Below are 23,846 nucleotides of genomic sequence, written 5' to 3' on the forward strand. Positions count from 1 at the left end.
TGGGGTGGTCCGTTCGGGCCGTTCAGGCGGCGATCGGCAGGCTGTCGGCGCATGGCACGCAGGTGCCCAGGTGGGCGGGAAGGACGTAGCCCGCGTCGCGCCCGCAGCCGGGGCACATCCGCCGGGCCTTGTTGGCCTTGGCTAGCGCGGCGGCCTTGGCCGGGGTCATCGGGCGGACCGGCCGGGCGAGGTCGATCCGGTACAGGAACGCCAGCGCGGTCCCGCCGAAGCGCGAACGCCAGTGGAGCTGTGCGGCCACCGGCTGACCGCCCGGCCGCAGCCCCCGCTTACGGAGCTGACGCAGGGTCGCGTATCCGTCCGGGGCCTGCCGCCACCGGTAGGTCGGGATCGTGCCGGTGTTCTCGCCCCGGTCGGCGGGCCGGGCACTCACCCGGCGCCCGGCCCGGGCCGGGGGTCGGTGAAGTGGAAGTGGCCGATGAGCTGCACGGGGACCCCGGACCAGGTGCCGGTGGTCTCCAGCCAGTGCGGGCCGTTCGCGTCCAGGTGGGCGGTGACGTCGGCGGGGTCGAGGCCGAGCGCGGCGCGCCACTGCTCGAACTGGCCCAGCCCGTCGTGCAGGGCGAGGGTCACGCCCCACGCGGCCTCGACCCTGCCCCCGCAGCCCCAGAGCCGTTCCAGCCGGAAGGCCGGGGCGGGCAGGGACCGGAACGCGGTGACCATCGCCATCAGCGCACCGGCCGCGTTCACCTGACCGGCAGCGGTACCGGCGCTCACGACGCCACCCCCTCGGCGGCCGGGGTGTCCTCGGCCGCCGTGGTGGTCTTCGGCTCGGGCACCGCGTGCAGGCCCGGCCGGGCGGCCAGCTCGGTCCGCTCGGCCTTCAGCTGGTCGCGCAGCTCCCGGGCCTTGGCGGAGGAGGTGCGGACCGCCTCCCGGATCCGGTCGGCCACCAACTCGTCGTCCGACCACCCGGCCGTGGCGGTGCGGGCCTCGGCCAGCAGCTCGGCCGGCGTGCGGGTCGGCCGGGCGGTGCGGGCCGACTGCGGCACGGTGCCGGTCGCCCGCCGGGGCCGACTCGCCACCGCCGCCACGGCCTTGACCGGCCGGACCGCCTCCACCACCGGAGCGGGCACGGTCGGCAGCTCCACCGGGGCAAGGTCGGGCGACTCGTACACCGACCCCAGTCGGTCCGGGTCGGCAGGTTCGGGCAGGTCAGACACCGACCGATTTACAGTGCTCTGGTCGTTTTCTGCCGGTTCGGGCTTGTGGTGCAGGACCTTCGCCACCAGGTCGGAGCCGAAGAAGATGGAGCCGACCGGCAGCGAGCTGGCGAGCAGCACCAGGGCCCAGTGGGCGGGCGACCAGTCGGCCAGCTTGGCCCGGCCGCCGCCGTGCAGCGCCGGGACCAGACCGTGCACGTAGTTGAGGACCAGCGAGGCGACCGTGTACCCGGCCAGCACCCGCAGCGCGAACTTGCGGTCGGCCTGCGGCAGCACCAGCGCCGCGACCAGCGCGAGCGCCATCAGGCCGTCCACCACCAACGGGTAGACGGTCGCGGCGGTCGGGTCGGCGCCGATCGCGCCGGCCACATCCTTGAGCGCGTTCCAGGACACCCGGAACGCCATGACCACCACGGCCAGCAGCCCGGTGACCATCCAGACCTTCGATGCCCTGGTCACGCCGCCACCCCCAGCACCACATCCGGGCGAGCGGCGCGGCGGGTGTTGCGGAGCGGCACCGGGGCCGTGTTCATCAGGCGCTCGGCGTAGGCGGCCAACTCCGGGTCCTCCCGGCGCAGGTCCGCCAGCACCGCCACCGCCACGTCCAACCGGGCCCGCCGCTCGGTGATGCCCTCGCCGGCCACACCGGCGAACAGCTCCGAGTCCACGCCCAACGCCAGCTCCGCGAACTCATCCGAGTTCACGGCACGCTGTCCTGCAACAATCGACTTCACGGGTAGACCTCTCCTAGTTGGGGTTGGCCCGAGGGGCTGCCGCGCTCCGGCCAAGGAATTGCGCGGTGGCCCCGACTCATCAGGCCTGGCTGCTCGAACGACACGACCCCGACACCACGCGAGGCGCGGCGGGTGTCGGGGCCCGTGGTCACTGGTGGAACACGGTGGTTGATCTCGATGGACGCGGCCCAAGCTCTCCCCGGGGAGATCCCTCCCGGAGGTCGTCGCTGGATCAATGTCAGCCGCGTCGTTCTTTTGAGAGGCCAGTAGCTCCTCTCAGTCGGTTGCGTGTCCCATGGGGTCGCCCTCTTCAGGACGACGGTGGTGTCAGGGCGTGCGCCCCTTCTCGGCCGACTGGTCTCCACTCACCCCGGCCGGACAGGACACGGGCGGATTGCGGTGGTGGATCACGCTCTTGAGTTGTCAGATGGTGCGTTGGCGCAGGTCAGGGCAGCCCAAAGAAGGCCAGGTGCCTGACAGGAGTGAATGAGACCCACTGAAGTGCGGCGGGCCATCTGCCATCTAGATTGCTCTAGATGGCTCTAGTTCGTCAAGCCAATCGCTCTAGATGCCCTAGATGGCTCGGGAGTACCCTGATTGGCATGACTCTTGTGAGGGATGAGCGAGCGCCATACATGCAGGTCGCGGACGTCCTCCGCGCTGAGATCGCATCGGGAGAACATCAACCGGGGGCAAAGCTGCCCTCGGTGAAGAAGCTCGCGGAGCGGTTTGGCATCGCCGAGATGACGGTCCACAGCGGCCTGCGAGTCCTCCGCGAACAGGGGCTGATCGTCGCCAGCCCCGGCCGTGGGACCTTCGTGCGTAGCGACTTCGACCCTGCAACGCTCGACGCGGAGCCGAATGCCGAAGGCGACGACGTTCGGAATCAGGTGGAACATCTCACCTCCCAGGTGAAGCAACTGACAGCACGAGTCGCGGAACTGGAACGCCGTGTAGTCGCCCCTTCCGTTCCTGACTAACCATCCGGTAGCTACGAGTGATGAACCAGTGACACCAGTGGTGTCATGCCGGTGACAGGGGTGGTGTCACTGCCCTGTCACCCCCTGCTGTCCAGCCATCTCGCAATGCCAGACTCAGTGCAGGCACCACCCACAGGGAGGGCACCAATGAGCTTGGACAGGCCCGCTTGGGCGCGACGTATCACCGCAGAACGAGACGCTCGGGACTGGTCTCAGGCCGATGCCATCAGCGCTCTCCGCGCGCACTCGCCGAAGAAGCTGCCCGAGGACTCCACGATGCTTCGGCAGTGGAAGCGCTGGGAGTCCGGCGAGGTTGTGCCCAGCGACTTCTACCAGCCGCTGATCGCAGCCACCTTCGGGACGGTTACGCACGCGCTCTTCCCTCTTGCCGGCCGTCGAGACGGACACGCCGAGATCGTGGCGGCCAGCGGCATGGAAACCCTGGACATCATCAGTCGGCTTCAGGCGTCAGATGTGGACAACGCCACGATGGACGCTCTCCGCATCACAGCTGATCGGCTCTGCTCCGAGTACGCGTTTCTCCCACCCGGCCAATTGGCCGTCGAAGGAAGGCAGTGGCTGAAGCGCGTCGCGGGTCTCCAATCTCAACGGCTGACGCTCGCACAGCACCGCGAAGTGCTCTCGATGGCGGGCTGGCTGGCTCTCCTGGTGGGCTGTGTTGAGTACGACATGGGAGACCGGCGGGCAGCCGAGTCCACCCGCCGCGCCGCTCTCTCGCTCGGAGGCGAGGCCGAGCATGCCGAGATCCAGGGGTGGGCGCATGAGATGCGAGCCTGGTTCGCCATCACGGCCGGCGACTACCGGGGCGTCCTCGCTGCCTCCCGGGCAGGAACCGATGTAGCAGCCCACCAGGGCGTTGCGGTACAGCTCGCGGCGCAGGAGGCCAAGGCGTGGGCCAGGCTGGGCGACCGACGGCAGGCAGAGGTTTCGCTGGACAGGGGAAGGCGCCTCTTGGAAGGCATGGAGTACCCGGAGAACCTGGACAACCACTTCGTGGTGGACCCGGCCAAGTACGACTTCTACGCGATGGACTGCTACCGCATGCTCGGCGAATACAAGCTGGCCCGAAGCCTGGCAGAGGAAGTGATCCGAGCCAGCACCGACTACGACGGCACCGAACGATCGCCCATGCGCATCGCCGAGGCCCGCCTGACCCTCGGAGTGGTGGCAGCCAAGGAGGGCGATCTCGAAGGCGCTGTGAACTACGGGGAGTGGGCGCTCAGGAGCGAGCGGCAATCGCTCCCGTCGATCCTTGCAGTGAGCCGTGAGCTGGCTACCGTGGTCCGTGAGCAGTACGCCGACGCCCCAGCAACACAGACGTACCTTGACCACCTGAACGCGCTCAGCCGGGCCAACCCCTAGGCCAGCGCCACGCGATCGTCCGGCTCAGTTTCCGTCTCATTCAGTCCCGACCACGACCGTCCGCCAGCGTTCACGGGATTCACGCGCTGCTTGCCGCAGCTCGGAGAACAGGACGGCTGACACACCCCGTCCGGGCGAGGGCAGAGCTCGAAAGCGTGTGTGGGGGCAACTTCACCGTGGGTTCGAATCCCACCGCTACCGCTTCGCACGAAGGGCCCGGACTGATCACAGTCCGGGCCCTTCGTCGTACCCGCGTCCGAGGACGGTCCCGTGGGGAGACACGACCGGGGGACCACGACGGGGGAACGCAGAAAGCTCCGCACTCCTGGTCCGGGCCGACCACCACCGGGCCCGGGGAGTGCGGAGCCTGCGAGACCGCGAAGGTCCGAGGAGGGGGGAGCGGTCCCGGGGGGACGGACCGCTCCCCCTGCGGAGGTCCCACAACCGGTGCCGCGTCAGGGGAAGACCCGCGGCGCCCGGTCCCACAGCGGGGAACTCCGGTTCCGTGCGGCGGGAATTCCTGCCAGATCCTCGCCACATCACCAATCCTGCCGTCCGGCTCCGGCCCGGGCATCCGGAGAAAGCCCCCTCCCGCTGGGACCTTCGTCCCGACGGGTGAACGCGCCACTCACTCGATCGCCCGTCCGATGGATAAGCTGCCGCCAGGAGAGTGGGCGCCGGGGACCAGGGTGGCGCCCGGCGCTAGGGAGGCAGGCCCGTCCGATGGCTCAGGCGAAGAAAGTCGGCATGTACCTCCTGCTGATCTTCGTGATCTACACGATCATCACCTCCCCCACCCGCGCCGCCGAGCTGGTCCAGTCGGGGTTCGTCGGGATCTCGGACGCGGCCAAGGCGGTCGGGACCTTCATGACCGGGCTGGTGAACTGAGCGGGTGCCGCGGCGGTTACCGTGGCGGGGTTCGTCCACCCTCACTGCACTGGTAGGAGCGGCTTCGTGATCCGGCACCTGGTCCTGTTCAAGCTCAACGACGGCGTCTCGAAGGACGACCCGCGCGCGGTCGCCGGCGCCGAGGCCTTCGCCGCGCTCGGCCCGCTGATCCCCGAGCTGCGCGAGTGGGAGTGCGGCTGGAACACCACCGACCGCGACATCGCGCACGACTATGCGATCAACAGCCTGGTCGAGGACCGGGACGCACTGCAGGCGTACCTCGGCCACCCGGCCCATCAGGCCGCGGCCGGTCAGTGGCGCGAGTTCGCCACCTGGGTGATCGCGGACATCGAGGTCTGACCGGTCCGGCGGCCCGGCGGGCCGCCGTGGCACACGCACGACCCGTGCGGCCCCCCGTCCCCGTCCCGGGCGGGGGGCCGCAGCACATACCGCCGTTCGCCGCAGCGTCCACCAACACGCCTATATCCGGTGCTTGCCCGCCCCACGAACGACTTGTGATGCTATGACCGGTTTTGCCGGATATGGCGAGGTGGTGATCGAGCCCCGGGCAGCACCACGGCGCCCGGTCTGCACCGGGCAGCAGGCAGCTCGGATCGTGTGGTGTCGACATTGGGAGGGGTGCAGGTGTCCGTGCGGACACAGGACGGGACGCCGGAGGCGGACCGGGGCGACGGTTCCCCGGCTGCCGCCCCCGCGGCGCCCGGCGCCCGGACGGCCGCGGCCGCGCCCCCGGCGGGCGGGCCCGAGGACCAGCGGCCGGGCGTCCGCGGCAGCGCGGTGGACGTCCGCACGCTCACCCGGGTGCTCTTCGAACGGCTGGCGGAACTCCCCCCGGACGCCCCCGAGCGGGCCCGGGTCCGCGCCGCCCTGATCGAGATCAACATCCCGCTGGTGCGCTACGCGGCGACCCGCTTCCGCAGCCGCAACGAGCCGATGGAGGACATCGTCCAGGTCGGCACCATCGGCCTGATCAACGCGATCGACCGGTTCGACCCCGACCGCGGGGTGCAGTTCCCCACCTACGCGCTGCCCACCATCCTCGGCGAGATCAAGCGCTACTTCCGCGACAACGTCCGCACCATGCACGTCCCGCGCCGGCTCCAGGAGCTGTGGGTCCAGGTGAGCGGCGCGATGGAGGAGCTCACCGTGGTGCACGGCCGGGCCCCCAAGGTGCCGGAGATCGCCGCCAACCTGCGGATCCCCGAGGAGGACGTCCGGGCCTGCCTGGACGCCGGCCGCGCCTACAACGCGGCCTCGCTGGAGGCCGCCCAGGAGCACGAGGGCGGACTCGCCCTGCTGGACCGGCTCGGCTACGAGGACTCGGCGCTGGCCGACGTCGAACACCGCGACATGGTGCGCCACCTGCTGGTCCAGCTGCCGGAACGGGAGCGCCGGATCATCATGCTGCGCTTCTTCGCCAACCTGACCCAGTCCCAGATCTCCACCGAGCTGGGGATGTCCCAGATGCACGTCTCCCGGCTGCTGGCCCGGATCCTGACCCGGCTGCGGACCGGGAACTCCTGGGAGGAGTGAGCCGGGTCGTGCGCCCGCGCCCGGACGTGGCCGCAGGATCGCACCGCGTTACCGCCGAGTGACATCTTGCGACATTCGGGTTTGCCGGGGACAGTGTGCCGGTATTGAGGTGGGGGACGAACTCATCCGGGAACCACTGTCTGGTGGTGCCCGTTGAACGGTCAGTCACGAGGGGGTGGGCGCGTGTCCGGAAAGCCGGCCAGTGCAGTCGTCGAGGCGGTCGCCGAGGAGATCCTTGAGCCTGCGGCGGTCGCCGTGGTGCCCGGCCAGCCGGCCGGGCCCGGTGACCGGTGCGCCACGGACGCGCCCGGCGGCGGTCCGGGCGGCACGGCCGGCCCCGACGGCCCGGGCCCGGCCGGGTCCGGGACGGCCGCGGCGGCGCCCGTCGAGCCCGCCGACCGCACCCTGGACACCCGGACGCTGTCCCGTTCGCTGTTCCGGCGGCTCGCGGCGCTGGAGGCCGGGAGCGACGAGCACACGTACGTCCGCGACACCCTGATCGAGCTGAACCTGCCGCTGGTCCGGTACGCCTCCGCGCGCTTCCGCAGCCGCAACGAGCCGATGGAGGACATCGTCCAGGTCGGCACCATCGGCCTGATCAAGGCGATCGACCGGTTCGACCCGGACCGCGGGGTGGAGTTCCCGACCTTCGCGATGCCCACCGTGGTCGGTGAGATCAAGCGCTTCTTCCGGGACACCAGCTGGTCGGTGCGGGTGCCGCGGCGCCTGCAGGAGCTGCGGCTGGCCCTCACCAAGGCGGGCGACGAGCTCGCCCAGAAGCTGGACCGCTCCCCCACCGTCCCCGAGCTCGCCGCCTTCCTCGGCGTCAGCGACGACGACGTGGTCGAGGGCCTCGCGGTCGGCAACGCGTACACCGCCAGCTCGCTGGACTCCAGCCCCGGCGAGGACGACAACGGCGAGGGCCCGCTCGCCGACCGGCTCGGCTACGAGGACCTGGCGCTGGAGGGCGTGGAGTACCGCGAGTCGCTGAAGCCGCTGCTGGCCAAACTCCCGCCCCGGGAGCGGCGGATCATCATGCTGCGCTTCTTCGGCAACCTCACCCAGTCCCAGATCGGCGAGGAGATCGGCATCTCCCAGATGCACGTCTCCCGGCTGCTGACCAAGACCCTGGCCCAGCTGAGGGACGGTCTGATCGCGGAGGCGTAGCGGCACCCGCCGGGGCCGTCCGCCGGGGGCCGTCCGCCGGGGTGCGGCGGCCCGGGCGGGTCAGACCAGGAGGTTGGTGCGCAGGCCCTCGAGGACCTCGTCGTCGAGGCCGAGACCGTCCCGCCAGAACGCCTCGAAGGACGGCCAGCCGGCCTCGACCGCGGCGAAGGCGGTCTCCAGGTACACCCGCTCGGCGCGGAAGACCGGCAGCAGCAGCGACGGATCCTTCATCAGGCCGCGGCTGTGGAAGCTGTCGACGATCATCTCGATCAGGGCGGCCGAGCGCTGGTTGGTGAGCAGGTAGTCGTCGAAGACGGTGTCGCGGTCGACACCGAGGGCGGTCAGCACCAGCGCCGCCGCCCAGCCGGTGCGGTCCTTGCCCGCCGAGCAGTGGAACACCAGCGGCGGCCCGTCGGGCGCAGCGAGCAGCCGGATCACGCTCGCGAACCGGTCGCGGGCCACCGGGTCGGTGACGAACCAGCGGTAGAGGCCGGTCATCATCGCGGCGGCCTTGCCGTCGCCGAGCAGGGCCCGCTGCTTGTCGGCGTCGCGGTCGGCGAGCGCGTTGCGCAGCGCCACGTAGATGTCGAAGTCCGCGGCGAAGATCGGCAGGTGGTGCAGCGCGATGCCGGACGGGTCCGCCGGCTCGACGACGCCCGGGGAGTCGGAGAACTCGGCCGCCGCGAGCGCGGCGGCGGGCAGGCCGGGCAGCCGGTCCGGGCCGGCCTCGCGGACCTCGACCAGACTGCGCAGGTCGACCACCCGGCGCAGCCCGTGGTCGGCGAGCACCGCCAGGTCCTCGTCGGTGAGCCGGCTGAGCGCGTCCGCGCGCAGCGCGACGCCGTGCCGCAGCACCCGGCCGTCCGCGGTCGGGTAGCCCCCGAGGTCGCGAGCGTTGACGGCGCCCGACAGGCCGAGGCTGCGGGCGGTCTCGGTGGGCTGCTGCGTCACGGGCTGTCCTCCAGGGGCACGGGCGTACGAGAGTCGTAGGACCCGTTCAGTCTAGGGACATCGGCGCTTGCGCCACCCCGGCGGGAGCGCGGTGCGCCGCCGGGCGGACGGCCCGGGGGACGGCGTGCGGGCGCGGGCGCCGCGGTGTCCCCGGTCCGCCGGGCCCGGTCCCGCCGGGGTGAGGACGCAGGAGGAGTTCGGGACGGGTTACTTGACGGCGAGCCAGATCACGCCGGCGACCACGACGAGCGCCAGCAGGGCACCGACGATGATCATGCCGGTGCGGCCGGAACCGGAGTTGTTGCTGCTGCCGTAGGTGGTCACGGAGCCCGGGGCCTGCGGGGCCGGGGCCTCGTCGACGAACGCCCGGAACATCTGGGTGCTGCCGGCGGGGTCGTAGTCGTTGTCAGCCATGGGCAGGACTCTAGCCAATTCCGCGACCCGCCCGACACCCCGGACCCACGCGGACGTGCCCATCTCCACGGACCTCTCACCTCCTGCAACGGCCGTACGACAAGCTCGTGAACTCACCCGGGTCCGCGGAACCGCCTCCGGTGGCGTGCGGTTGACTCGCGGTATGACCGAATTCCGGAGCGACACCCCACGTGTGACCCTCGGCACCTCCGACCTGGCCGTCTCGCCGCTGTCGCTCGGCGGCAACGTGTTCGGCTGGACCGCGGACGAGGCCCGGTCCTTCGCCGTGCTGGACGCCTACGCCGCGGCGGGCGGCAACTTCGTCGACACGGCCGACGTCTACTCGGCCTGGGTCCCCGGCAACACCGGCGGCGAATCGGAGACCGTGATCGGCGACTGGCTGCGCAGCCGGGGCAACCGGGACGGGATCGTCATCGCCACCAAGGTCGGCTCGCACCCCGAACTCACCGGGCTGGGCGCCGCGACGATCAAGCGCGGCGCGGAGGAGTCGCTGCGCCGGCTGGGCATCGAGCGGATCGACCTCTTCTACACCCACCGGGACGACCCCGGCACGCCGGTCGAGGAGATCGTCACCGCGCTGGACGAGCTGGTGCGGGAGGGCAAGGTCCGCGCGGTCGGCGCCTCCAACATCGGGCCCGACCGGCTGGCCGAGTCGCTGGAGTTCTCCGCGCGCGAGGGCCTGGCCGCGTACGTGGCGGTGCAGCCGCACTACAACCTGGTCTCCCGCGGGACCTACGAGGGAGCGCTCGCCGACCTGGTGACCCGGTTCGGGCTCTCCGCCGTCCCCTACTACGCGCTGGCCTCCGGCTTCCTGACCGGCAAGTACCGGCCGGGCGGACCGGAGGTCGCCAGCGCCCGGGCCCAGGGCGCCGCGCGCTACCTCGCCGACCCGCGCGGCCCCCGGGTGCTGGCCGCGCTGGACCAGGTCGCCGACGCGCACCGGGTCGAGCCCGCGACCGTGGCGCTGGCCTGGCTGGCCTCCCGTCCGACGGTGGCCGCGCCGATCGCCAGCGCCCGTTCGGTCGAGCAGCTGCCGCCGCTGCTCGCGGCCGCCGCGCTGGTCCTCACCGAGCAGGAGCTGAAGCTTCTGGACGAGGCCTCGGCCTGACCGGGCGGCCGCCCGGGGCGGCACGGAGGTACGACGCGGCGGGGGGGCCCAGGAACCAGACCGGACCGCCCCGCCGCGCTGCCGTGGCTCAGGCCGGGCGGCCTTCCTTCCGGGACGGCCGGGCCGCCGGGGCCGGTACCGAGGCACTCATCCCGGCGGGCGCGACGAACGCGACCAGCAGGTGTTCCATGAGCGCGCTGCGGGCGGCCGCGTCCAGTTCCTGCGCGGTGGCCCGCTCCAGCCGGCGGACGGCGAGCGCGGCGGCCTCCACCGCGTCGTCCACTAGTACCGTCCGCAGGCCTGCGTCCAGCTCGGCGAGCCGGCGGCGGCGCATCGAGTCGGCCACCTCGGGCGCGTAGTCCAGCGCCAGCGGCTGCACCGAGTACACCTCCAGGCCCGCCGGGGCCGCCTCGGCCACCAGGGCCCTGGTCAGCTCGTCGGAGAACCACTGGCCGTCCCGCAGGGCCGGGCCGGGCGCAGCGTTGGAGTCGCAGGGCAGGGTGCTGGCGGTACGGGTGAGCACCGCGTGCACCTGCTCCCGCAGGTAGGTCTCGTGCTCGTCGACGCCCAGCATGGCCCGCGCGGTGTCCTTGACCCGCCACACGACCAGCAGCCGCACGACGATCGGCGTACCGCTGCGGTCGGTCACGTGGACCGGGTCGCTGCGCCAGTGGCGCAGCCGGACGTCCACCCGGTGGCGGCGCAGCAGCGGGTTGACCCAGACCAGGCCGGTCCGGCGGACAGTGCCCCGGTAGCGGCCCCAGCGGGAGAGCACCCGGGTCTCGCCGCCCGCGTTGGCCAGCAGCCCGGCCAGCGCCGTCATGATCACCAGGCCGCCGACGGCCGCGGTGCCGATCTCCCGCTCCGTCACCACCGGCACACCGGCCGACCTGGCGATCGGGTTGCGGATGTCCGGGAAGGCGCCGGTGTGCAGCAGCAGCCCCGACCGGGCCAGCGCCAGCACCAGCGCGGCCGCGCCGAGCAGGACGGCCAGCAGCGCGACCCACCCGGGAACGGTACGGGCGGTGCGCTCGCGCAGTGCGTGGTCGACCCGCGGGGGGCGGCGCGAAGCCGGGGTGTCGTTGCCGGCGGCGGGCGGCGGCACCGGGACCGCCGTCGGCGCCGGGGTCGGGATCTGCGTCGGGTGGGCGGGTGCGGGGGCGGCGGGGGCGGGTGCGGTGGTGGGGCCGGCGGCGGGTTCGTCACGGCCGAGGATGCGGATCGGCTGGACGGGCTGGATCGGCCGGATCGGCCGGATGGGGCGGGTCGGCGGGCCGTCGGGGCCGTCGTCGGACAGCGCCGACGGCCTGATCAGCGGGTTCGCCACGGCCCTGGCCATGGCCCGGCTCAGCTGCGTGGCCCCCGACGGGAGTTCGGAGCGGTCGGGCGGGCCGGCGGGGTTCGGGGTGGTTCCCGGCGAAGGGTCGCGGGTGACGTCCATGCACGGATCCTCGGGGTTGGGTGCGTCGCTGGGCGGGCGGGCCGGGCCCGGCAGTCGGTGCCGGGACCGGGACGGCTCGATCACTTCGGTTCGCTCGATCGGTGGTCAGGAACAGCAGGTCGGGGGCGGGGCCGGCCGCGGCCGGCCCGTCTCAGCGGCGCCGCGAGCCGCTGCCCCGGCCGAACACCCGGCGGGTCACCAGGCCCAGTCCGAGCAGGATCAGCAGCCCCCCGACGACGGCCTTGCGCCAGCCCGTCTCCGGGGTTCCCTGGGCGGCGGTCGCGGCCCCCGCGGTGTCCGGGGCGGCCGAGGCAGGCGAGGCGGCCGAGGCGGCCGGCTTACGGTCCGGCGGCACGGCGAGCGCACGGTCCGCACCGCCCTGCTCCGCGAGGGTCTCCACCCGGTCGGACGACGTCCCCGTCAGGAACGGGTCGGCCGATCCGGCCCGCTGCGCCCCGCCCGGCGAACCGGCGGCGGCCGGGCTCGGCGAGGGCGGCGCCGAGGGCGAGCCGGAGCCCGACGCCGACGCCGACGCCGACGCCGACGGGGACGCGGAAGCCGATCCCGGCGCAGCCGAGGACGGGACGGCCGGGGACGGGACGGCCGGCGACGGGACGGTGGGCGGCGCGACCACGGGTGGCACCGTGATGGGCAACAGGCCGAACGGCAGCGGCGGCAGCAGCTCGGCCCCCGTCACCGTGCCGGATGCCGCTGCGGGAGCAGGCGACGGGCTCACGCCCGGGCCGGCGGCTGCCGGGGAGGCGGATGCGTCCGGGCTCGCCGGTGCCGGTACGGGCGATGCCGCCCCCGACGCAGACGCAGACGCAGATGTCGAAGCGGAGGCGGAGGCGGGCGCCCCGGCCGGTGCCGACGCCGACGCCGACGTGGAGGCCGACGTGGAGGCCGCTGCGGACCCGGACGGGGAAGCCGTCGGCGAGGCCGCAGGCGGGTTCCCCGCCTTGACGGTCACCGTGACCGCGTCGCCCGCCGTGCTGTTGCCCGCCCGGTCGGTGGCGGTGGCCTGCAGGGTGAGTTCGCCGTCCGGGAGGTCCCGGGTGGCGGTGCAGCTCCAGGTGGCGTCCGCCGCGGCGACCCCGCCGCAGACGGTGGCCGGTTCGCCGCCCGCGGGCCGGGCGGTGACGGTGACCGCGGTGCCGGCCTCGGCCCGGCCGGTCAGCCGGGGGCGGGCGGTGGTGAGGGTGGCGCCGGCGGCCGGTGAACCGAGCCGGGGGCGGTCCGGCGCCGCGGTGTCGACGGTCAGGGCGACCGCCTTGCCGGTTGTCCGGTTCCCGGCCTGGTCGACGGCGACGGCGGTGAGCTGGTGCTTTCCGTCCGTCAGGTTCTCCACCGGCAGGCAGGACCAGGAGCCGTCGGCGGTGACCGCGGTGCTGCACAGTTCGCCGCTCGCCCGGGCGCCGCCCGACAGGCCGGTGAGGGCCACCGAGACGGTGCTGCCCGCTTCGCCGGTGCCGGTGATCAGCAGGCCGGGGTCGTTGGTGAACTCCGGCAGGGTGAGCACGGGGGCGGCGGGCGGCGCGGTCTTCACGGTCAGCCGGACCGGTGTCCCCTTCAGCACCATGCCGCCCTTGGTGGTCTCGACCGGGGTGAGCAGGTGTGCTCCCTGGCCGAGCGCCTTGGCGGGGCGGCAGGTCCAGCTGCCGTCGGCGGCGGCGGTGGTCCGGCAGAGTTCGGTGTCGCCCTCCTGGACCGCCACCGTGGCGCCCTGGACCGCGCCCTCGCCGCGGATCTCCGGCTTCGGGTCGGCGGTGACGGTCCCCGGGACCGGTGCCGAGATCTCGGGGCGGGCCGCGCCGACCGAGATCCGCACCCGCTGGTCGACCACCTCCCCGGAGTCGGCGAAGCCGCCGGGGACGACCAGTTGGGCGCCGCTGCGGGCGATCCGCAGCCGGGCCCAGGTCTCCCCGCTGACCGCCTTGTCCGGCACCGTCCACTCGAGGGCCGCTGTCCCGCTGCCGGGGGCCACCTCGGCCTGCACCCGCTCCAGCGGGTCGAAGCGGCCGTTGTGGTCGAAGTCGATCCAGCCCGCGAGGACGGCCGGGCCGTCACCGCCCCGGACCGGAACCGTCAGGCCGTAGTAGCGGCCGACGGCCGCCTCGGCGGGGAACTCGAGCGTCGGGTCCGCCCCGAGGTACTCGCCCCGGCCGGGCTGGAGTTGCGGCGGTGCGGCGCTGGACCAGGGGCTGCGCAGGGCGGCGCCGTGGTCCAGTTCGACCAGCGGGCCCTGGTCGGGCGGGGGTGCGTCGGGCTGCGCGGCGTCGGACGGGCCGCCGTCGGACGGTTCGGCGTCGTACGGCATCGGCGGGGGCGGCTGTTCACCGGGGACGAGCGGCTGCGGCACCTCGCCGGTGAGGCCGGGGCGGGCCCGGACGGCGGATCCGCCGGCGTCCTGTCCGAGGAACAGGTCGGAGATGACGTGCGAGGCGTTGCCGTAGCCCTGCGGCGCGGTGCCCAGTCCCTCGTCCACGGTGACGGTGTAGGCCTGGCGCAGCGCGGCGGGTGCGGTGGTGGAGCCGGACCGGGGGGTGCTGCGCTGTTCGACCCGGAGGGTGACGGTGGTGACGGTGCCGGCCAGTTCCAGGGTGCCGGAGCCGGACGCCGTGCCGTCGGCGGTGCCGTCCCCGGTGGGGGCGAGTTCGCCGTCGCCGACCGTCCAGCCGGACCAGCCGGTGCGGCCGACCAGGGCGGGGGCGGCCGGGGAGCCGCCGGTGACGGTCAGCCGGGTGGCCGTGCCGGTGCTGCCACTCGTTCCGGTGGCCAGCCCCGACAGCCCGCTGACGTGCAGTCGCGGATTGCGGACCGCCCGGGAGAAGGAGATCTGCAGGGTGCCCAGGGTCCGCCAGGATCCGTCCGCGCGGGGGCGTTTCTCGGCCGCCAGAAAGGTCTCGGCGGGATCGCCGGTGTGCAGTCCGTCCGTGTAGGAAGCGGATCCTCCGGCGGGTTCCGCGAGTTTTCCCGGGGCGGCGGTGACGTCGACTCCGGGGAGGGGGGCGAAATCCAGCTGAACCCGAAGTCCGGAGGGCAGCACGGCCCGTCGGTCGGCCGACCAGGTGTCGGGGGACTGCTGGCCGGCGGCGGGGGTTGAATTCCAGCCGATCAGCAGGCCGGCGGCCAATGTCGCGGCGGCTGCGCGGTGCGCCACCCGCTGTTTTCCGGTGCGTCCTGCCGGGCGGACCTGGGGTGCCGGAGCGGCGTCGGGGGACGGTCGGCTCATCCGGCTCTCCTCTCGATGACGTCCGCCAAGTCGCGGGCCGGGCATGAGTTCTGACACAGCCATAACATCCGACAAAAGGGAATCACGATCTCGAGTCGGCCATACCGCGACACCGGCGATCCACGCCGGTGACACCCGTTTGGCGGCCACTCGGGCGGCAGCACAGGGCGTACCCGGAAGCGATGGATTCAAGCCATCCGCCCGCTCGGTCAACCGGGCTTTACCGGGCATGGCTTGACCATTCATCAGTCATCTCTGTTCGAATTGACGGACGGCTCAGTAGAGTCAGCGCCCGTGAGTATCGATCCCAACGTCATCCGGAACGGCTTCGCGCTGGTCGAGCCGCACGGGGCCGAGGTGGCCGCCTGCTTCTACCGGCACCTGTTCGAGCACAGCCCCGCGCTGCGGCCCCTGGTCGCCGTGGACCTCGACGAGCGGCAGGTGCGGCGGTGGGCGGCGCTCGGCGGCATGCTCACCCGTTCGGAGGACACCGAGGCGCTGGTCGGGCTCGTCGGCGAGCTGACCGGCGAGCTGGTCCGCCGGCACGCCGGGCCCGGGGCCCGGCCCGAGCACCGCGCCGCGGTCGCCGCCGGCCTGCTGGCGACGCTCGACCACTTCGCCGGGGACGCCCGGACCCCGCAGGCCGAGGCGGTGCGGGCCGCGGTGCAGGCCGCCGTCCGCGACCTGGCCGGCGAGCGCACGGGCGCGGCGGCCGCCCGGCCGGCGGGCCCGTCGCCGTCCGCCGGCTGAGGCCGCCCCGGTGCCCGTCGACCACTCCGTCCTACGAGCCAGCTTCGCCGTCGTCGAACGCCGCGCGGACCAGCTGACCAAGTACTTCTACGCCCACCTGTTCACGCACAACCCGGGGATCCGGGCGCTGTTCCCCGAGCGGATGGACGAGCAGCGCGACCGGCTGTTCGCCGCGCTCACCCAGCTGGTGCTGCGGCTGACCGAGCCGGACCGGCTGGCCGGCTACCTGGCGGCGCTCGGCCGCGACCACCGCAAGTTCCGGGTGGTGCCCGGCCACTACCCCGCCGTCGGGGAGAGCCTGATCGCCACCATCCGGCACTTCTCCGGCCACTACTGGACGCCGGAGACCGAGAAGGCCTGGACCGAGGCGTACACGGTGATCTCCCAGGCGATGATCGAGGCGGCCGGCGAACTGCCCGCGACCACCCCGCGCTGGTGGCAGGCCCAGGTGGTGCGCCGCCACCGGGCCGCCGCCGACCTGGTCCGGCTCACCCTCGCCCCGGACCGCCCGTACCCCTTCACCGCCGGGCAGTACCTGTCGCTCTGCTCCCCCCGGCTGCCGCAGGTCTGGCGCCCGTACTCGATCGCCTGCGCGCCGCGCGCCGACGGCACCCTCGACCTGCACGTGCGCCGGGTCCCCGGGGGCGCGCTCAGCACCCTGCTGGTCAACGACGTGATGCCGGAGGAGTCGCTGCGGATCGGCCCGCCGCTCGGCGAGGCGGTACTCGCACCCGGGTCGGCCCGCCCGCTGATCGCCGTGGCCGGCGGCACCGGCTGGGCGCAGATCAAGTCGGTCCTCGAACAGGTCGCACTCGACGGCGGCCGCCCCACCAGCCTCTACCTGGCCGCCCGGCGCCACGGCGAGCAGTACGACCTGGAGTCCGTCCGGCAGCTGGCGGCCCGCCACCGCTGGCTGGACGTGACGCTGACCTCACCCCCGGACGGCTCCCGCTACGAGGACGGCATCGGCCTGCTGTGCGAGCGCCTGGGCCGCCACCGCGACTGCTCCGGCCACGACATCCACCTCAGCGGCCCGCCGGGACTCGCCGCCCGGCTGGCGGACCAGCTGGCCCGCCAGGGCGCCCGGCCCGAACTGATCCGGGCCGACCCGGCACCCGTCACCTTCAACCGGGTGCGGCCGGTGACCTCGTCCGAGTGGTTCCTCGACCTGCGCGACGTGCCGTGGATCAACCGCACCGAGTACGGCTGACCCGGCCGAGGCCCAGGCCCCGGCCGGCGGGCCGGCGGGCCGGCGGGCCGGCGGGCCGGGAACGGCGAAGGCCCCGGACGATCCGTCCGGGGCCTTCGGCTGGTGCGCTCAGCAGGATTCGAACCTGCAACCTCTTGATCCGTAGTCAAGTGCTCTATCCGTTGAGCTATGAGCGCTCGGGCGGCCCCGAGGGGCCACGAGCGTGGGTTGTGGTGCGCTCAGCAGGATTCGAACCTGCAACCTCTTGATCCGTAGTCAAGTGCTCTATCCGTTGAGCTATGAGCGCTCGCCCGGCCGAACTGGCCGACCGGGCGGTGCGGGGACAACATTACATGACCCTCGACCTGGGGTGAAATCCATTGCTCCGGCCCCCGCCCGCCCCGGGAGCGGGCCCCGGCCCGGGACCACGGCCCGGGCCGGGCGGAGGGCCCGGAAGACGCAAGGAGCCCCGTCGGTGTGACCGACGGGGCTCCCCTGGAGGCGGAGGCGGAGGGATTTGAACCCTCGATGGGCTTTAAAACCCAAACCGCATTAGCAGTGCGGCGCCATAGACCGGACTAGGCGACGCCTCCTCCACTCGGACCACCCCGCTGCTGCGAGCTGCTCCGCGCGAAAGCGATGATGCCACAGCCTGAGGCTCCGGCACCAACCACCGACAACGTTACTAGCCGGGTCGTCCACGGCGCAAAGAAGAATGAGATACTCCAGTCTCCCGAGGAGAGCGCGTGCCGCGAGTCGCAGCGGCGGCCCCCAGCCGTGAGGAGACCTGTCGACGTGAGCAGCAGGCCGACCCGAGGCGCTGCTCGCCTCGCCGCGATACTCGACGCCCTGCCCGACGCGCTGCTGCTGGTGAACAGCAACGGCACGGTGGTGGAGGCCAACAAGGCCGCGGTGCAGAGCCTCCAGGCCCCCGGCACCTCGCTGGTCGGCATGGGGGTCCTGGACCTGCTGCCCGAGTTCGATCCGAGCCGGATCCCCGGCTCGATGCGGCCCAAGGCGAGCGAGCCCGAACGTCTCGACCACCCCGTCCGGATGACCGCCCGGCGCACCGACGGTTCCAGCTTCCCGGTGGAGGTCGCCGGGAACGACTTCGACGACGACCGCGCCGGCGAGGGCATCGGCTACCTCGCCTACGACCCGTACCGGGAGTCCACCGGTTCGTCCGGGCACGGGCTGCTGCTGCTCCTGGTCCGCGACGTGTCGGCCCGGGTCGGGGTCGAGGCGGAGCTGCGGCGGCAGCACAAGCAGACCGAGATGATCCTGCGGGCGGCCGCCGAGGGCGTGCTGGGGGTCGACCTGGACGGGCGGGTGGTGCTGGTCAACCCGGCCGCCGCGCACATCCTGGACTACCGGGCGAGCGAACTGGGCGGCCGCGAGCTGCACCCGCTGATCCAGCACTCGCAGGCCGACGGCACCCCGCTGGCCCTGGAGGGCTCGGCGCTGCTGGACACCCTGACCTCCGGCCGCAAGCACCGGGTGCGCGGCACCGTGCTGTGGCGCAAGGACGGCACCCCGGTGACGGTGGACCTCACCACCGCCCCGGTCCGCGACGGTGACCAGCTGGTCGGCGCGGTGATGACCTTCACCGACCGGACCAAGGAACTGGCGCTGAGCGCCCGCAACGAGCATCTGACGGCCGTCCTGGAGCAGGAGCTGGGCGACGCCCTGACGGCGCTGCACCGGCGGATCGACGGCCTCGCCGGGGACCCGGCCGGGCAGCTCTGGCCGGAGGCCAACTGGACCCTGCGGCGGCTGGCCGACGAGTGCCGGCGGTTCTCCACGCTGATCGACGGGGTGCTGGCGCACCAGCGGTTCGAGCTGGCGGCGGAGTCCGGCCGGGAGGAGCTGGAACGGGCCGAGGCGGGCCTGGACACCGTGGTGCAGCGGGCGGTCGAGCGGGCCGGGGAGCTGGTGGGCCCCGGGCGGGTGCGCTACTCGGTGCACGCGGCCCCGGTCGAGCTGGCGGTCGACCGGGACCGGCTGGCCCAGGCGCTGGCCCACCTGGTGGCGGACGTCAGCGGGGTCACGCCGTCGCTGGACGTCGCCGGGGTGCGCCCGGACGCGCCCGGCCTCGGGGTCCCGGCGATGCCGGGTTCCGGCGGCGAGCTGCCGATGGTGGTGGTGGCCGCGGCCCAGCGCGGCGAGGTCGCCCGGATCGAGGTCCGGGGCCCGTCGCGCCGGCCGAGCCCGGTCCACCTGCCGATCGCCCGGGCCACCGTGGAGCGCCACGGCGGTGTGCTGCAGCGCCACGAGCTGCCGAACCGGGCGGGCACCACGTACGTGGTCGAGCTGCCGCTGGACCCGTCCGCCCCGGTGGTCGGGCGGAGCAGCAGCGTGCCGAAGGAGACCGACACGGCGATGCTGCCGGACCTGCCGCAGCTGCCGTCGGCCGCCGAGGCGGAGGGCGGCGGGGCCGGGTCCCGGGAGCCGTCGCGCCAGCGGGCGGGACGGGCCCGGCAGGCGCCGGAGGGGACCGCGCAGGAGCAGGCGGCGCGGCCGGGCCCGGGCGGCCCCGGCCCGGCCTCGGACGGCCGGGGTATGGACGGTCCGGGTACGGACGGCCGGGGTACGGATGCCGGTGAGGCGCAGGCCATGGCCGAGGCCCGGGGTGCGGTGCCGGTAGCGGCGGAGGAGCCGCAGGCCCCGCAGGCCCGGACCGCCATCGCGCTGGGCCCGGCCGGGGCCGAGCCGGCGGCGGGCCCCGACGCGGGGGCCGCTCCCGGCCCGGGTGCGGGTGCGGATCAGGGCGGGGCGGAGCGGCCCGAGTCGACCCGGGCCTCCCGGCGGCGGCGCGGGCTGCCGGCCGGTGACGAGTCCTCCGGCGGGCTGGCCCTTCCCGGTCTGCCCGAGCCGGGGGCGGCGGTGTACCCGGGTCTCGAGCACTCGCTGGCGGGCGGTGTGCCGGCGCAGGGGACGGCCGAGGAGGCCGCGCCCGCGGTCCGGCCGACCGGCCGGCGTCGCCGCCTCGCCGTGCCGGGTGAGCCGGACGCGACGGCGGGCGGCAACGGGCCGGAGCTGCCGCAGCCCGACGCCGGGGCGGGGCCGGCGGCGCTGCCGCCGCGGCCCGTCGAGCCGCCGGAGCCGGTCCGTCCGGCCGCCGAGCTGGAGCTGGCCAGGCCCGGCCGGGCCGAGCTCCCGGCGGCCCAGGGCGGCCCGCAGGCGCCCGAGCAGCCGCAGCCGGTCGGTACCGGGCTGGCGGAACTGTCCCCGCCCCGGCCGCTCGGCGGCGGTTTCGCCTCCGCGTTCCCCGGGGCGTTCGCGGACGCCCCGCAGGGAGTCGGCCAGGCGCCCGCCGGCCAGGCCCCGGCCGTCCAGGCGTTGCAGTCGCTGGAGCGGCCCGCGCTGCCCGCGCCCGGCGGCGCCGAGGCGGGTGCGGGCGGCGAGGCGGCGGCGCCGGCGGGGTCGCGGACCCCGCCGCGTCCGGTGGCGGAGCTGCCGATGGCCGGGGCGGACCGGCCGGGCGAGGAGTCCGCCGGGGCGGCTGCCGCGGCGGACCCGCCGACCATGGTGACGCCGGCCGTCGACGGTGCCCGCCGGCTGCTGGTGTGGCCGGAGCCGGATCCGTCGACCAAGCAGGCGCTCCAGGCCCGCGGCTACCGGCCGGTGATCGTCAGTTCGCGCGAGGAGGTCGACGCCCAGGTGTCGGGCTTCCCGGCGGCGCTGTTCGTCGATCCGCTGACCGGGCCGATCACCCGTACCGCGCTGCAGTCGCTGCGGACGGCCGCGCTGAACAGCCGGGTGCCGGTGCTGGTGACGGCCGGGCTCGGCCAGGCCACCCGGGACGCCGCGTACGGCGCGGACCCGGCGGTGCTGCTGCGGGCGCTGGCGCCGCGGGACAGCGAGACCCATGCGGCGCGGGTGCTGCTGGTGGAGTCCGACCCGGACATCGCCGCGGCGATGATCAGCAGCCTGGAGCGGCGCGGGATGCACGTCGAGCACGCGCTGGACGAGAACGACGCGGTCTCCCGGGCCAGCAGCGTGCAGCCGAACCTCGTGGTGATGGACCTGCTGCAGGTCCGCCGCCGCCGGGCGGGGCTGCTGGACTGGCTGCGCGCCAACGACCGGCTGCACCGCACGCCGCTGGTGGTGTACACCTCGGTGGACCTCGACCCGCAGGAGCTGCCGCGGCTGCGGACCGGGGAGACGGTGCTGTTCCTGGCCGAGCGGTCGACCACCGAGGACGTGCAGTCCCGGATCGTCGACCTGCTCGGGCGGATCGGTGCGATGGGCGAGGTCAGCGCGGTCGGCTGAGTGCGGACCGACGGCGGCTCCCGGGTCCGGACCCGGGAGCCGCCGCCGGTGGCACCCGTCGCCAGGGCGTCAAGGTGAGGGGCGGCGTCGTGGGAGGCCTCGCCGTGGCGGGCGGCGGCGTCAGTGGTGGGCGTGGGCGGCCGCGTGGCCGCGGCCCCGGCTGATCAGCAGGCGGTTCACCGGGACGGTGAGCGTGAAGGCCAGGGACAGCGAGCCGGCCAGCGAGGTCCAGAACAGGGCGTCGCCGAGCCCGGCGTCCATCGCGCCCGGGACGGCCAGCATGGCGGTGTTGTCGATCAGTTCCATCACCAGGATGGAGACGGTGTCGGCCGCCAGGGCGACCTTGAACGCGCGGATCGGGTCGAGGCCGGCCCGCAGCACGCCGCGCATGGTCAGCGCGTAGCCGAAGGCGAAGGCGAGCGCGATCGACAGGGCGATGGTGGCGCCGGTGTGCAGGCCGAGGGCGGTGCCGATGACCAGGCCCAGCACCTCGCCGACGGCGCAGCCGGTGAGGCAGTGCAGGGTGGCGCGGGCGGCGTCGGCCCAGCCGGTGCGGCGGGGCCGGGCGGCAGGGTGCGCGTGCCGCTGCTGGTGCTGGTGCTGGTGGGGATGGTGCTGGGGCTGGTGGTCCATGGTGGGTCCTCCTGCTCTGGCAGCGGTTCCACCGATGACAACCGGATACCCCCCGGGGGTATTCCCGAGGGGTGTCCGGCGGTCGGTCACGCCTTGCCGAGCACGGTGACCTCCAGGCGGTCGTCCGCGTACTCCGCCCGGATCACCTTCTTGTCGAACTTGCCGACGCTGGTCTTCGGCACCGCGGGCACCAGCGCCCAGCGCTCGGGCAGCTGCCAGGAGGCGATCCGGCCGGCCAGGAACTCGCGGAGCTCGGGCAGCCCCACGGTCGCGCCGGCCCGCAGCACGACGGTGGCCAGCGGGCGCTCGCCCCACTTCTCGTCGGGCACCGCCACCACGGCGGCCTCGGCCACCTCCGGGTGAGCCATCAGGTGGTTCTCCAGCTCGACCGAGGAGATCCACTCACCGCCGGACTTGATCACGTCCTTGGCACGGTCGGTGAGCGTCAGGTAGCCGTCGGGGGTGATGGTGCCGACGTCGCCGGTGCGCAGCCAGCCGTCCTCGCTGAACTTGTCCGCGGGCCGCTCCGGGTCCTGCCCGGCGCCCGCGAAGTACGCGCCGGCGATCCACGGGCCGCGGACCTCCAGTTCGCCCTGGGCCTCGCCGTCGTGCGGCATCCGCTCGCCGGCGGGGCCGACCAGCCGCGCCTCGACGGAGGCCGGGAAGAGCCCCTGGGTGACCCGGTACGGCCACTCCTGCTCCGGGGTCAGGCCGCCGGGCGGGAGGGCGAAGGTGCCCAGCGGGGAGGTCTCGGTCATGCCCCAGGCGTGCACCACCTGGATGCCGTGGCGCTCCTGGAAGCCCTTCATCAGCGCGGGCGGGCAGGCCGAGCCGCCGATCACCACCATCCGGATCGAGGAGGTGTCGTAGCTGCCGGCGTCGAGCTCGTCCAGCAGGCCGTTCCAGATGGTCGGGACGGCGGCGCTGACGGTCGGCCGGAAGCGGTCGATCATCTCGGCGAGCGGCTTGGGCTGCAGGTGACGGTCGGGCATCAGCAGGCTCGCGCCGGACATGAAGGCGGCGTGCGGCAGGCCCCAGGCGTTGACGTGGAACATCGGGACGACCGGCAGCGCCAGGTCGCGGGAGGTCAGGCCGAAGCTGTCCGCCGCGTTGACCTGGAGGCAGTGCAGGTAGACCGAGCGGTGGCTGTAGACCACGCCCTTGGGGTCCCCGGTGGTGCCGGAGGTGTAGCAGAGCGCGGCGGCCCGGCGCTCGTCCAGGTCGGTCCGCCAGGGGTACTCGAGCGGCCGGTCGGCGATCAGGTCCTCGTAGCCGTGCACGGTGCCCGCGAAGCCGTCGAGCAGCGAGCGGTCGCCCTCGCCGTTGACCACGATGTGCCGCAGGGTGGCGTTGAGCTGCGGCAGGACGCCGGCCAGCAGCGGGAGCAGGCTGCCGTCCACGATGATCGCGCCGTCGGCGGCGTGGTTGACGATGTACGCCAGCTGGTTGGCGGGCAGGCGCAGGTTGAGGGTGTGCAGCACGGCGCCCATGGAGGGCACCGCGAGGTAGACCTCCAGGTGTTCCGCGTTGTTCCACATCAGCGTGCCGACGATGCTCTCCTCGGTGACCCCGAGCTCGTCCCGCAGCGCGTGGGCGAGCTGGGCGGCCCGTGCACCGACCTCCGCGAAGGTGCGGGTGGCCGGCTCGGCACCGTTCCAGGTGGTGACGGTGGAGCGGCCGTGGACGGTGGAGCCGTGCGTCAGGATTCGGGCAACGGTGAGCGGGACGTCCTGCATCGTGCTGTACACGGGTCCTCCTTGACCGGCGGCGGCTGGGCGCGGCGCCCGCGGCTACTGACTGGTAGCGCAGGACGCGTCGCCCGATTCTGTCGGCCCCGGTGCCCCGGTGTCAGCCTTCGCAACCGGGATGAGACCTGAGGCTCACCGGGCCGGGCGCGGCGCGGCGGGCGCGCAACGGGCGCGGACGGCGCGCCGGGTGGACGCCGGGG

20 protein-coding genes and 3 tRNA genes are annotated in these 23,846 nt (G+C 74.0%); 10 read left to right on the forward strand and 13 right to left on the reverse strand.

Annotation, left to right across the window (positions count from 1 at the left end; translation table 11 throughout):
* Positions 1 to 22 precede the first annotated feature (22 nt).
* The 4 genes from AC2TEW_RS00755 to AC2TEW_RS00770 are packed head-to-tail and all read right to left on the reverse strand — an operon-like array spanning position 23 to position 1,885.
* A complete protein-coding gene (locus AC2TEW_RS00755; RefSeq protein ID WP_484621296.1) occupies positions 23 to 391 on the reverse strand; it encodes an RRQRL motif-containing zinc-binding protein in 369 nt (122 codons plus the stop codon).
* Positions 388 to 735 (reverse strand): hypothetical protein, encoded by a 348-nt coding sequence (locus AC2TEW_RS00760; protein WP_484621297.1) that lies wholly within the window; start codon positions 733 to 735, stop codon positions 388 to 390. The genes AC2TEW_RS00755 and AC2TEW_RS00760 overlap by 4 nt, the downstream gene beginning before the upstream one ends.
* Positions 732 to 1,640, reverse strand: a complete 909-nt coding sequence (locus AC2TEW_RS00765; protein ID WP_484621298.1) for a DUF2637 domain-containing protein — start codon at positions 1,638 to 1,640, stop codon at positions 732 to 734. The genes AC2TEW_RS00760 and AC2TEW_RS00765 overlap by 4 nt, the downstream gene beginning before the upstream one ends.
* Positions 1,637 to 1,885 carry a hypothetical protein gene (locus tag AC2TEW_RS00770; RefSeq protein WP_484621299.1) on the reverse strand — a complete coding sequence of 83 codons (249 nt, stop codon included), beginning with the start codon at positions 1,883 to 1,885 and terminating at the stop codon, positions 1,637 to 1,639. The genes AC2TEW_RS00765 and AC2TEW_RS00770 overlap by 4 nt, the downstream gene beginning before the upstream one ends.
* Positions 1,886 to 2,550: 665 nt before the next feature.
* On the opposite strand from AC2TEW_RS00770, the gene AC2TEW_RS00775 reads away from it, so the two are divergent.
* The 6 genes from AC2TEW_RS00775 (at position 2,551) to AC2TEW_RS00800 (ending at position 7,887) form a co-directional block, all read left to right on the forward strand.
* A complete protein-coding gene (locus tag AC2TEW_RS00775) occupies positions 2,551 to 2,895 on the forward strand; it encodes a winged helix-turn-helix domain-containing protein (protein ID WP_484621300.1) in 345 nt (114 codons plus the stop codon).
* Between the two features lie 147 nt (positions 2,896 to 3,042).
* Entirely contained in the window at positions 3,043 to 4,278 is a 1,236-nt protein-coding gene (locus AC2TEW_RS00780) for an NsdA family TPR-like regulatory protein (RefSeq protein ID WP_484621301.1), read from the forward strand.
* 747 nt (positions 4,279 to 5,025) lie between these two features.
* Complete coding sequence (locus tag AC2TEW_RS00785) at positions 5,026 to 5,166, forward strand: hypothetical protein (RefSeq protein WP_179419212.1); 141 nt, start codon at positions 5,026 to 5,028, stop codon at positions 5,164 to 5,166.
* A 66-nt stretch (positions 5,167 to 5,232) separates the two neighbouring features.
* Positions 5,233 to 5,526, forward strand: a complete 294-nt coding sequence (locus tag AC2TEW_RS00790) for a Dabb family protein (protein ID WP_484621302.1) — start codon at positions 5,233 to 5,235, stop codon at positions 5,524 to 5,526.
* 285 nt (positions 5,527 to 5,811) lie between these two features.
* Positions 5,812 to 6,720: an RNA polymerase sigma factor SigF gene (locus AC2TEW_RS00795; RefSeq protein ID WP_484621303.1), complete on the forward strand. Its 909-nt coding sequence runs from the start codon at positions 5,812 to 5,814 to the stop codon at positions 6,718 to 6,720.
* Positions 6,721 to 6,903: 183 nt separating this feature from the next.
* Positions 6,904 to 7,887, forward strand: a complete 984-nt coding sequence (locus tag AC2TEW_RS00800; protein WP_484621304.1) for an RNA polymerase sigma factor SigF — start codon at positions 6,904 to 6,906, stop codon at positions 7,885 to 7,887.
* Positions 7,888 to 7,947: 60 nt separating this feature from the next.
* Here the strand turns inward: AC2TEW_RS00800 and AC2TEW_RS00805 are convergent, their stop codons facing one another.
* Positions 7,948 to 8,838, reverse strand: a complete 891-nt coding sequence (locus AC2TEW_RS00805; RefSeq protein ID WP_484621305.1) for a tyrosine-protein phosphatase — start codon at positions 8,836 to 8,838, stop codon at positions 7,948 to 7,950.
* A 207-nt stretch (positions 8,839 to 9,045) separates the two neighbouring features.
* The gene (locus AC2TEW_RS00810) at positions 9,046 to 9,252 is read right to left on the reverse strand and encodes a hypothetical protein (protein WP_484621306.1); all 207 of its coding nucleotides are present in this window, start codon (positions 9,250 to 9,252) and stop codon (positions 9,046 to 9,048) included.
* Between the two features lie 163 nt (positions 9,253 to 9,415).
* Here AC2TEW_RS00810 and AC2TEW_RS00815 point away from each other — a divergent pair, with 163 nt between their 5' ends.
* Entirely contained in the window at positions 9,416 to 10,381 is a 966-nt protein-coding gene (locus tag AC2TEW_RS00815; protein WP_484621307.1) for an aldo/keto reductase, read from the forward strand.
* 88 nt (positions 10,382 to 10,469) lie between these two features.
* Here AC2TEW_RS00815 and AC2TEW_RS00820 read toward each other — a convergent pair whose 3' ends face one another.
* Both AC2TEW_RS00820 and AC2TEW_RS00825 read right to left on the reverse strand, forming a co-directional pair.
* Positions 10,470 to 11,822 (reverse strand): SPFH domain-containing protein, encoded by a 1,353-nt coding sequence (locus tag AC2TEW_RS00820; protein ID WP_484621308.1) that lies wholly within the window; start codon positions 11,820 to 11,822, stop codon positions 10,470 to 10,472.
* A 151-nt stretch (positions 11,823 to 11,973) separates the two neighbouring features.
* Entirely contained in the window at positions 11,974 to 15,054 is a 3,081-nt protein-coding gene (locus AC2TEW_RS00825) for an Ig-like domain-containing protein (RefSeq protein WP_484621309.1), read from the reverse strand.
* Positions 15,055 to 15,348: 294 nt separating this feature from the next.
* Between AC2TEW_RS00825 and AC2TEW_RS00830 the strand changes: the two genes are divergently transcribed.
* Positions 15,349 to 15,804: a hypothetical protein gene (locus AC2TEW_RS00830; RefSeq protein ID WP_484621310.1), complete on the forward strand. Its 456-nt coding sequence runs from the start codon at positions 15,349 to 15,351 to the stop codon at positions 15,802 to 15,804.
* 10 nt (positions 15,805 to 15,814) lie between these two features.
* Positions 15,815 to 17,014, forward strand: coding sequence for a globin domain-containing protein (locus tag AC2TEW_RS00835; protein WP_484621311.1), 1,200 nt, complete (start codon positions 15,815 to 15,817; stop codon positions 17,012 to 17,014).
* Positions 17,015 to 17,114: 100 nt separating this feature from the next.
* Here the strand turns inward: AC2TEW_RS00835 and AC2TEW_RS00840 are convergent.
* From AC2TEW_RS00840 to AC2TEW_RS00850, 3 genes are all read right to left on the reverse strand, one after another.
* A tRNA-Arg gene (locus tag AC2TEW_RS00840) sits at positions 17,115 to 17,190 on the reverse strand.
* Between the two features lie 34 nt (positions 17,191 to 17,224).
* Positions 17,225 to 17,300: transfer RNA gene (locus AC2TEW_RS00845), tRNA-Arg, on the reverse strand.
* A 195-nt stretch (positions 17,301 to 17,495) separates the two neighbouring features.
* Positions 17,496 to 17,586 (reverse strand) — tRNA-Ser (locus AC2TEW_RS00850).
* A gap of 202 nt (positions 17,587 to 17,788) precedes the next feature.
* Between AC2TEW_RS00850 and AC2TEW_RS00855 the strand changes: the two genes are divergently transcribed.
* Entirely contained in the window at positions 17,789 to 21,265 is a 3,477-nt protein-coding gene (locus AC2TEW_RS00855) for a PAS domain-containing protein (protein WP_484621312.1), read from the forward strand.
* A 120-nt stretch (positions 21,266 to 21,385) separates the two neighbouring features.
* Here AC2TEW_RS00855 and AC2TEW_RS00860 read toward each other — a convergent pair whose 3' ends face one another.
* Together AC2TEW_RS00860 and AC2TEW_RS00865 are read right to left on the reverse strand one after the other, a co-directional pair.
* Complete coding sequence (locus AC2TEW_RS00860) at positions 21,386 to 21,898, reverse strand: DUF4396 domain-containing protein (protein WP_484621313.1); 513 nt, start codon at positions 21,896 to 21,898, stop codon at positions 21,386 to 21,388.
* Positions 21,899 to 21,984: 86 nt separating this feature from the next.
* Positions 21,985 to 23,646 carry a long-chain fatty acid--CoA ligase gene (locus AC2TEW_RS00865; protein WP_484621314.1) on the reverse strand — a complete coding sequence of 554 codons (1,662 nt, stop codon included), beginning with the start codon at positions 23,644 to 23,646 and terminating at the stop codon, positions 21,985 to 21,987.
* Positions 23,647 to 23,846: the final 200 nt, after the last annotated feature.

Source organism: Kitasatospora sp. NEAU-CNBT7 (genome assembly GCF_057220535.1).

Coding starts and splice junctions, on each gene's coding strand:
- AC2TEW_RS00820 (WP_484621308.1), bottom strand. CDS start 11,822: ATGGACGTCACCCGCGACCCTTCGCCGGGAACCACCCCGAACCCCGCC.
- AC2TEW_RS00860 (WP_484621313.1), bottom strand. CDS start 21,898: ATGGACCACCAGCCCCAGCACCATCCCCACCAGCACCAGCACCAGCAG.
- AC2TEW_RS00775 (WP_484621300.1), top strand. CDS start 2,551: ATGCAGGTCGCGGACGTCCTCCGCGCTGAGATCGCATCGGGAGAACAT.
- AC2TEW_RS00785 (WP_179419212.1), top strand. CDS start 5,026: ATGTACCTCCTGCTGATCTTCGTGATCTACACGATCATCACCTCCCCC.
- AC2TEW_RS00810 (WP_484621306.1), bottom strand. CDS start 9,252: ATGGCTGACAACGACTACGACCCCGCCGGCAGCACCCAGATGTTCCGG.
- AC2TEW_RS00780 (WP_484621301.1), top strand. CDS start 3,043: ATGAGCTTGGACAGGCCCGCTTGGGCGCGACGTATCACCGCAGAACGA.
- AC2TEW_RS00815 (WP_484621307.1), top strand. CDS start 9,416: ATGACCGAATTCCGGAGCGACACCCCACGTGTGACCCTCGGCACCTCC.
- AC2TEW_RS00825 (WP_484621309.1), bottom strand. CDS start 15,054: ATGAGCCGACCGTCCCCCGACGCCGCTCCGGCACCCCAGGTCCGCCCG.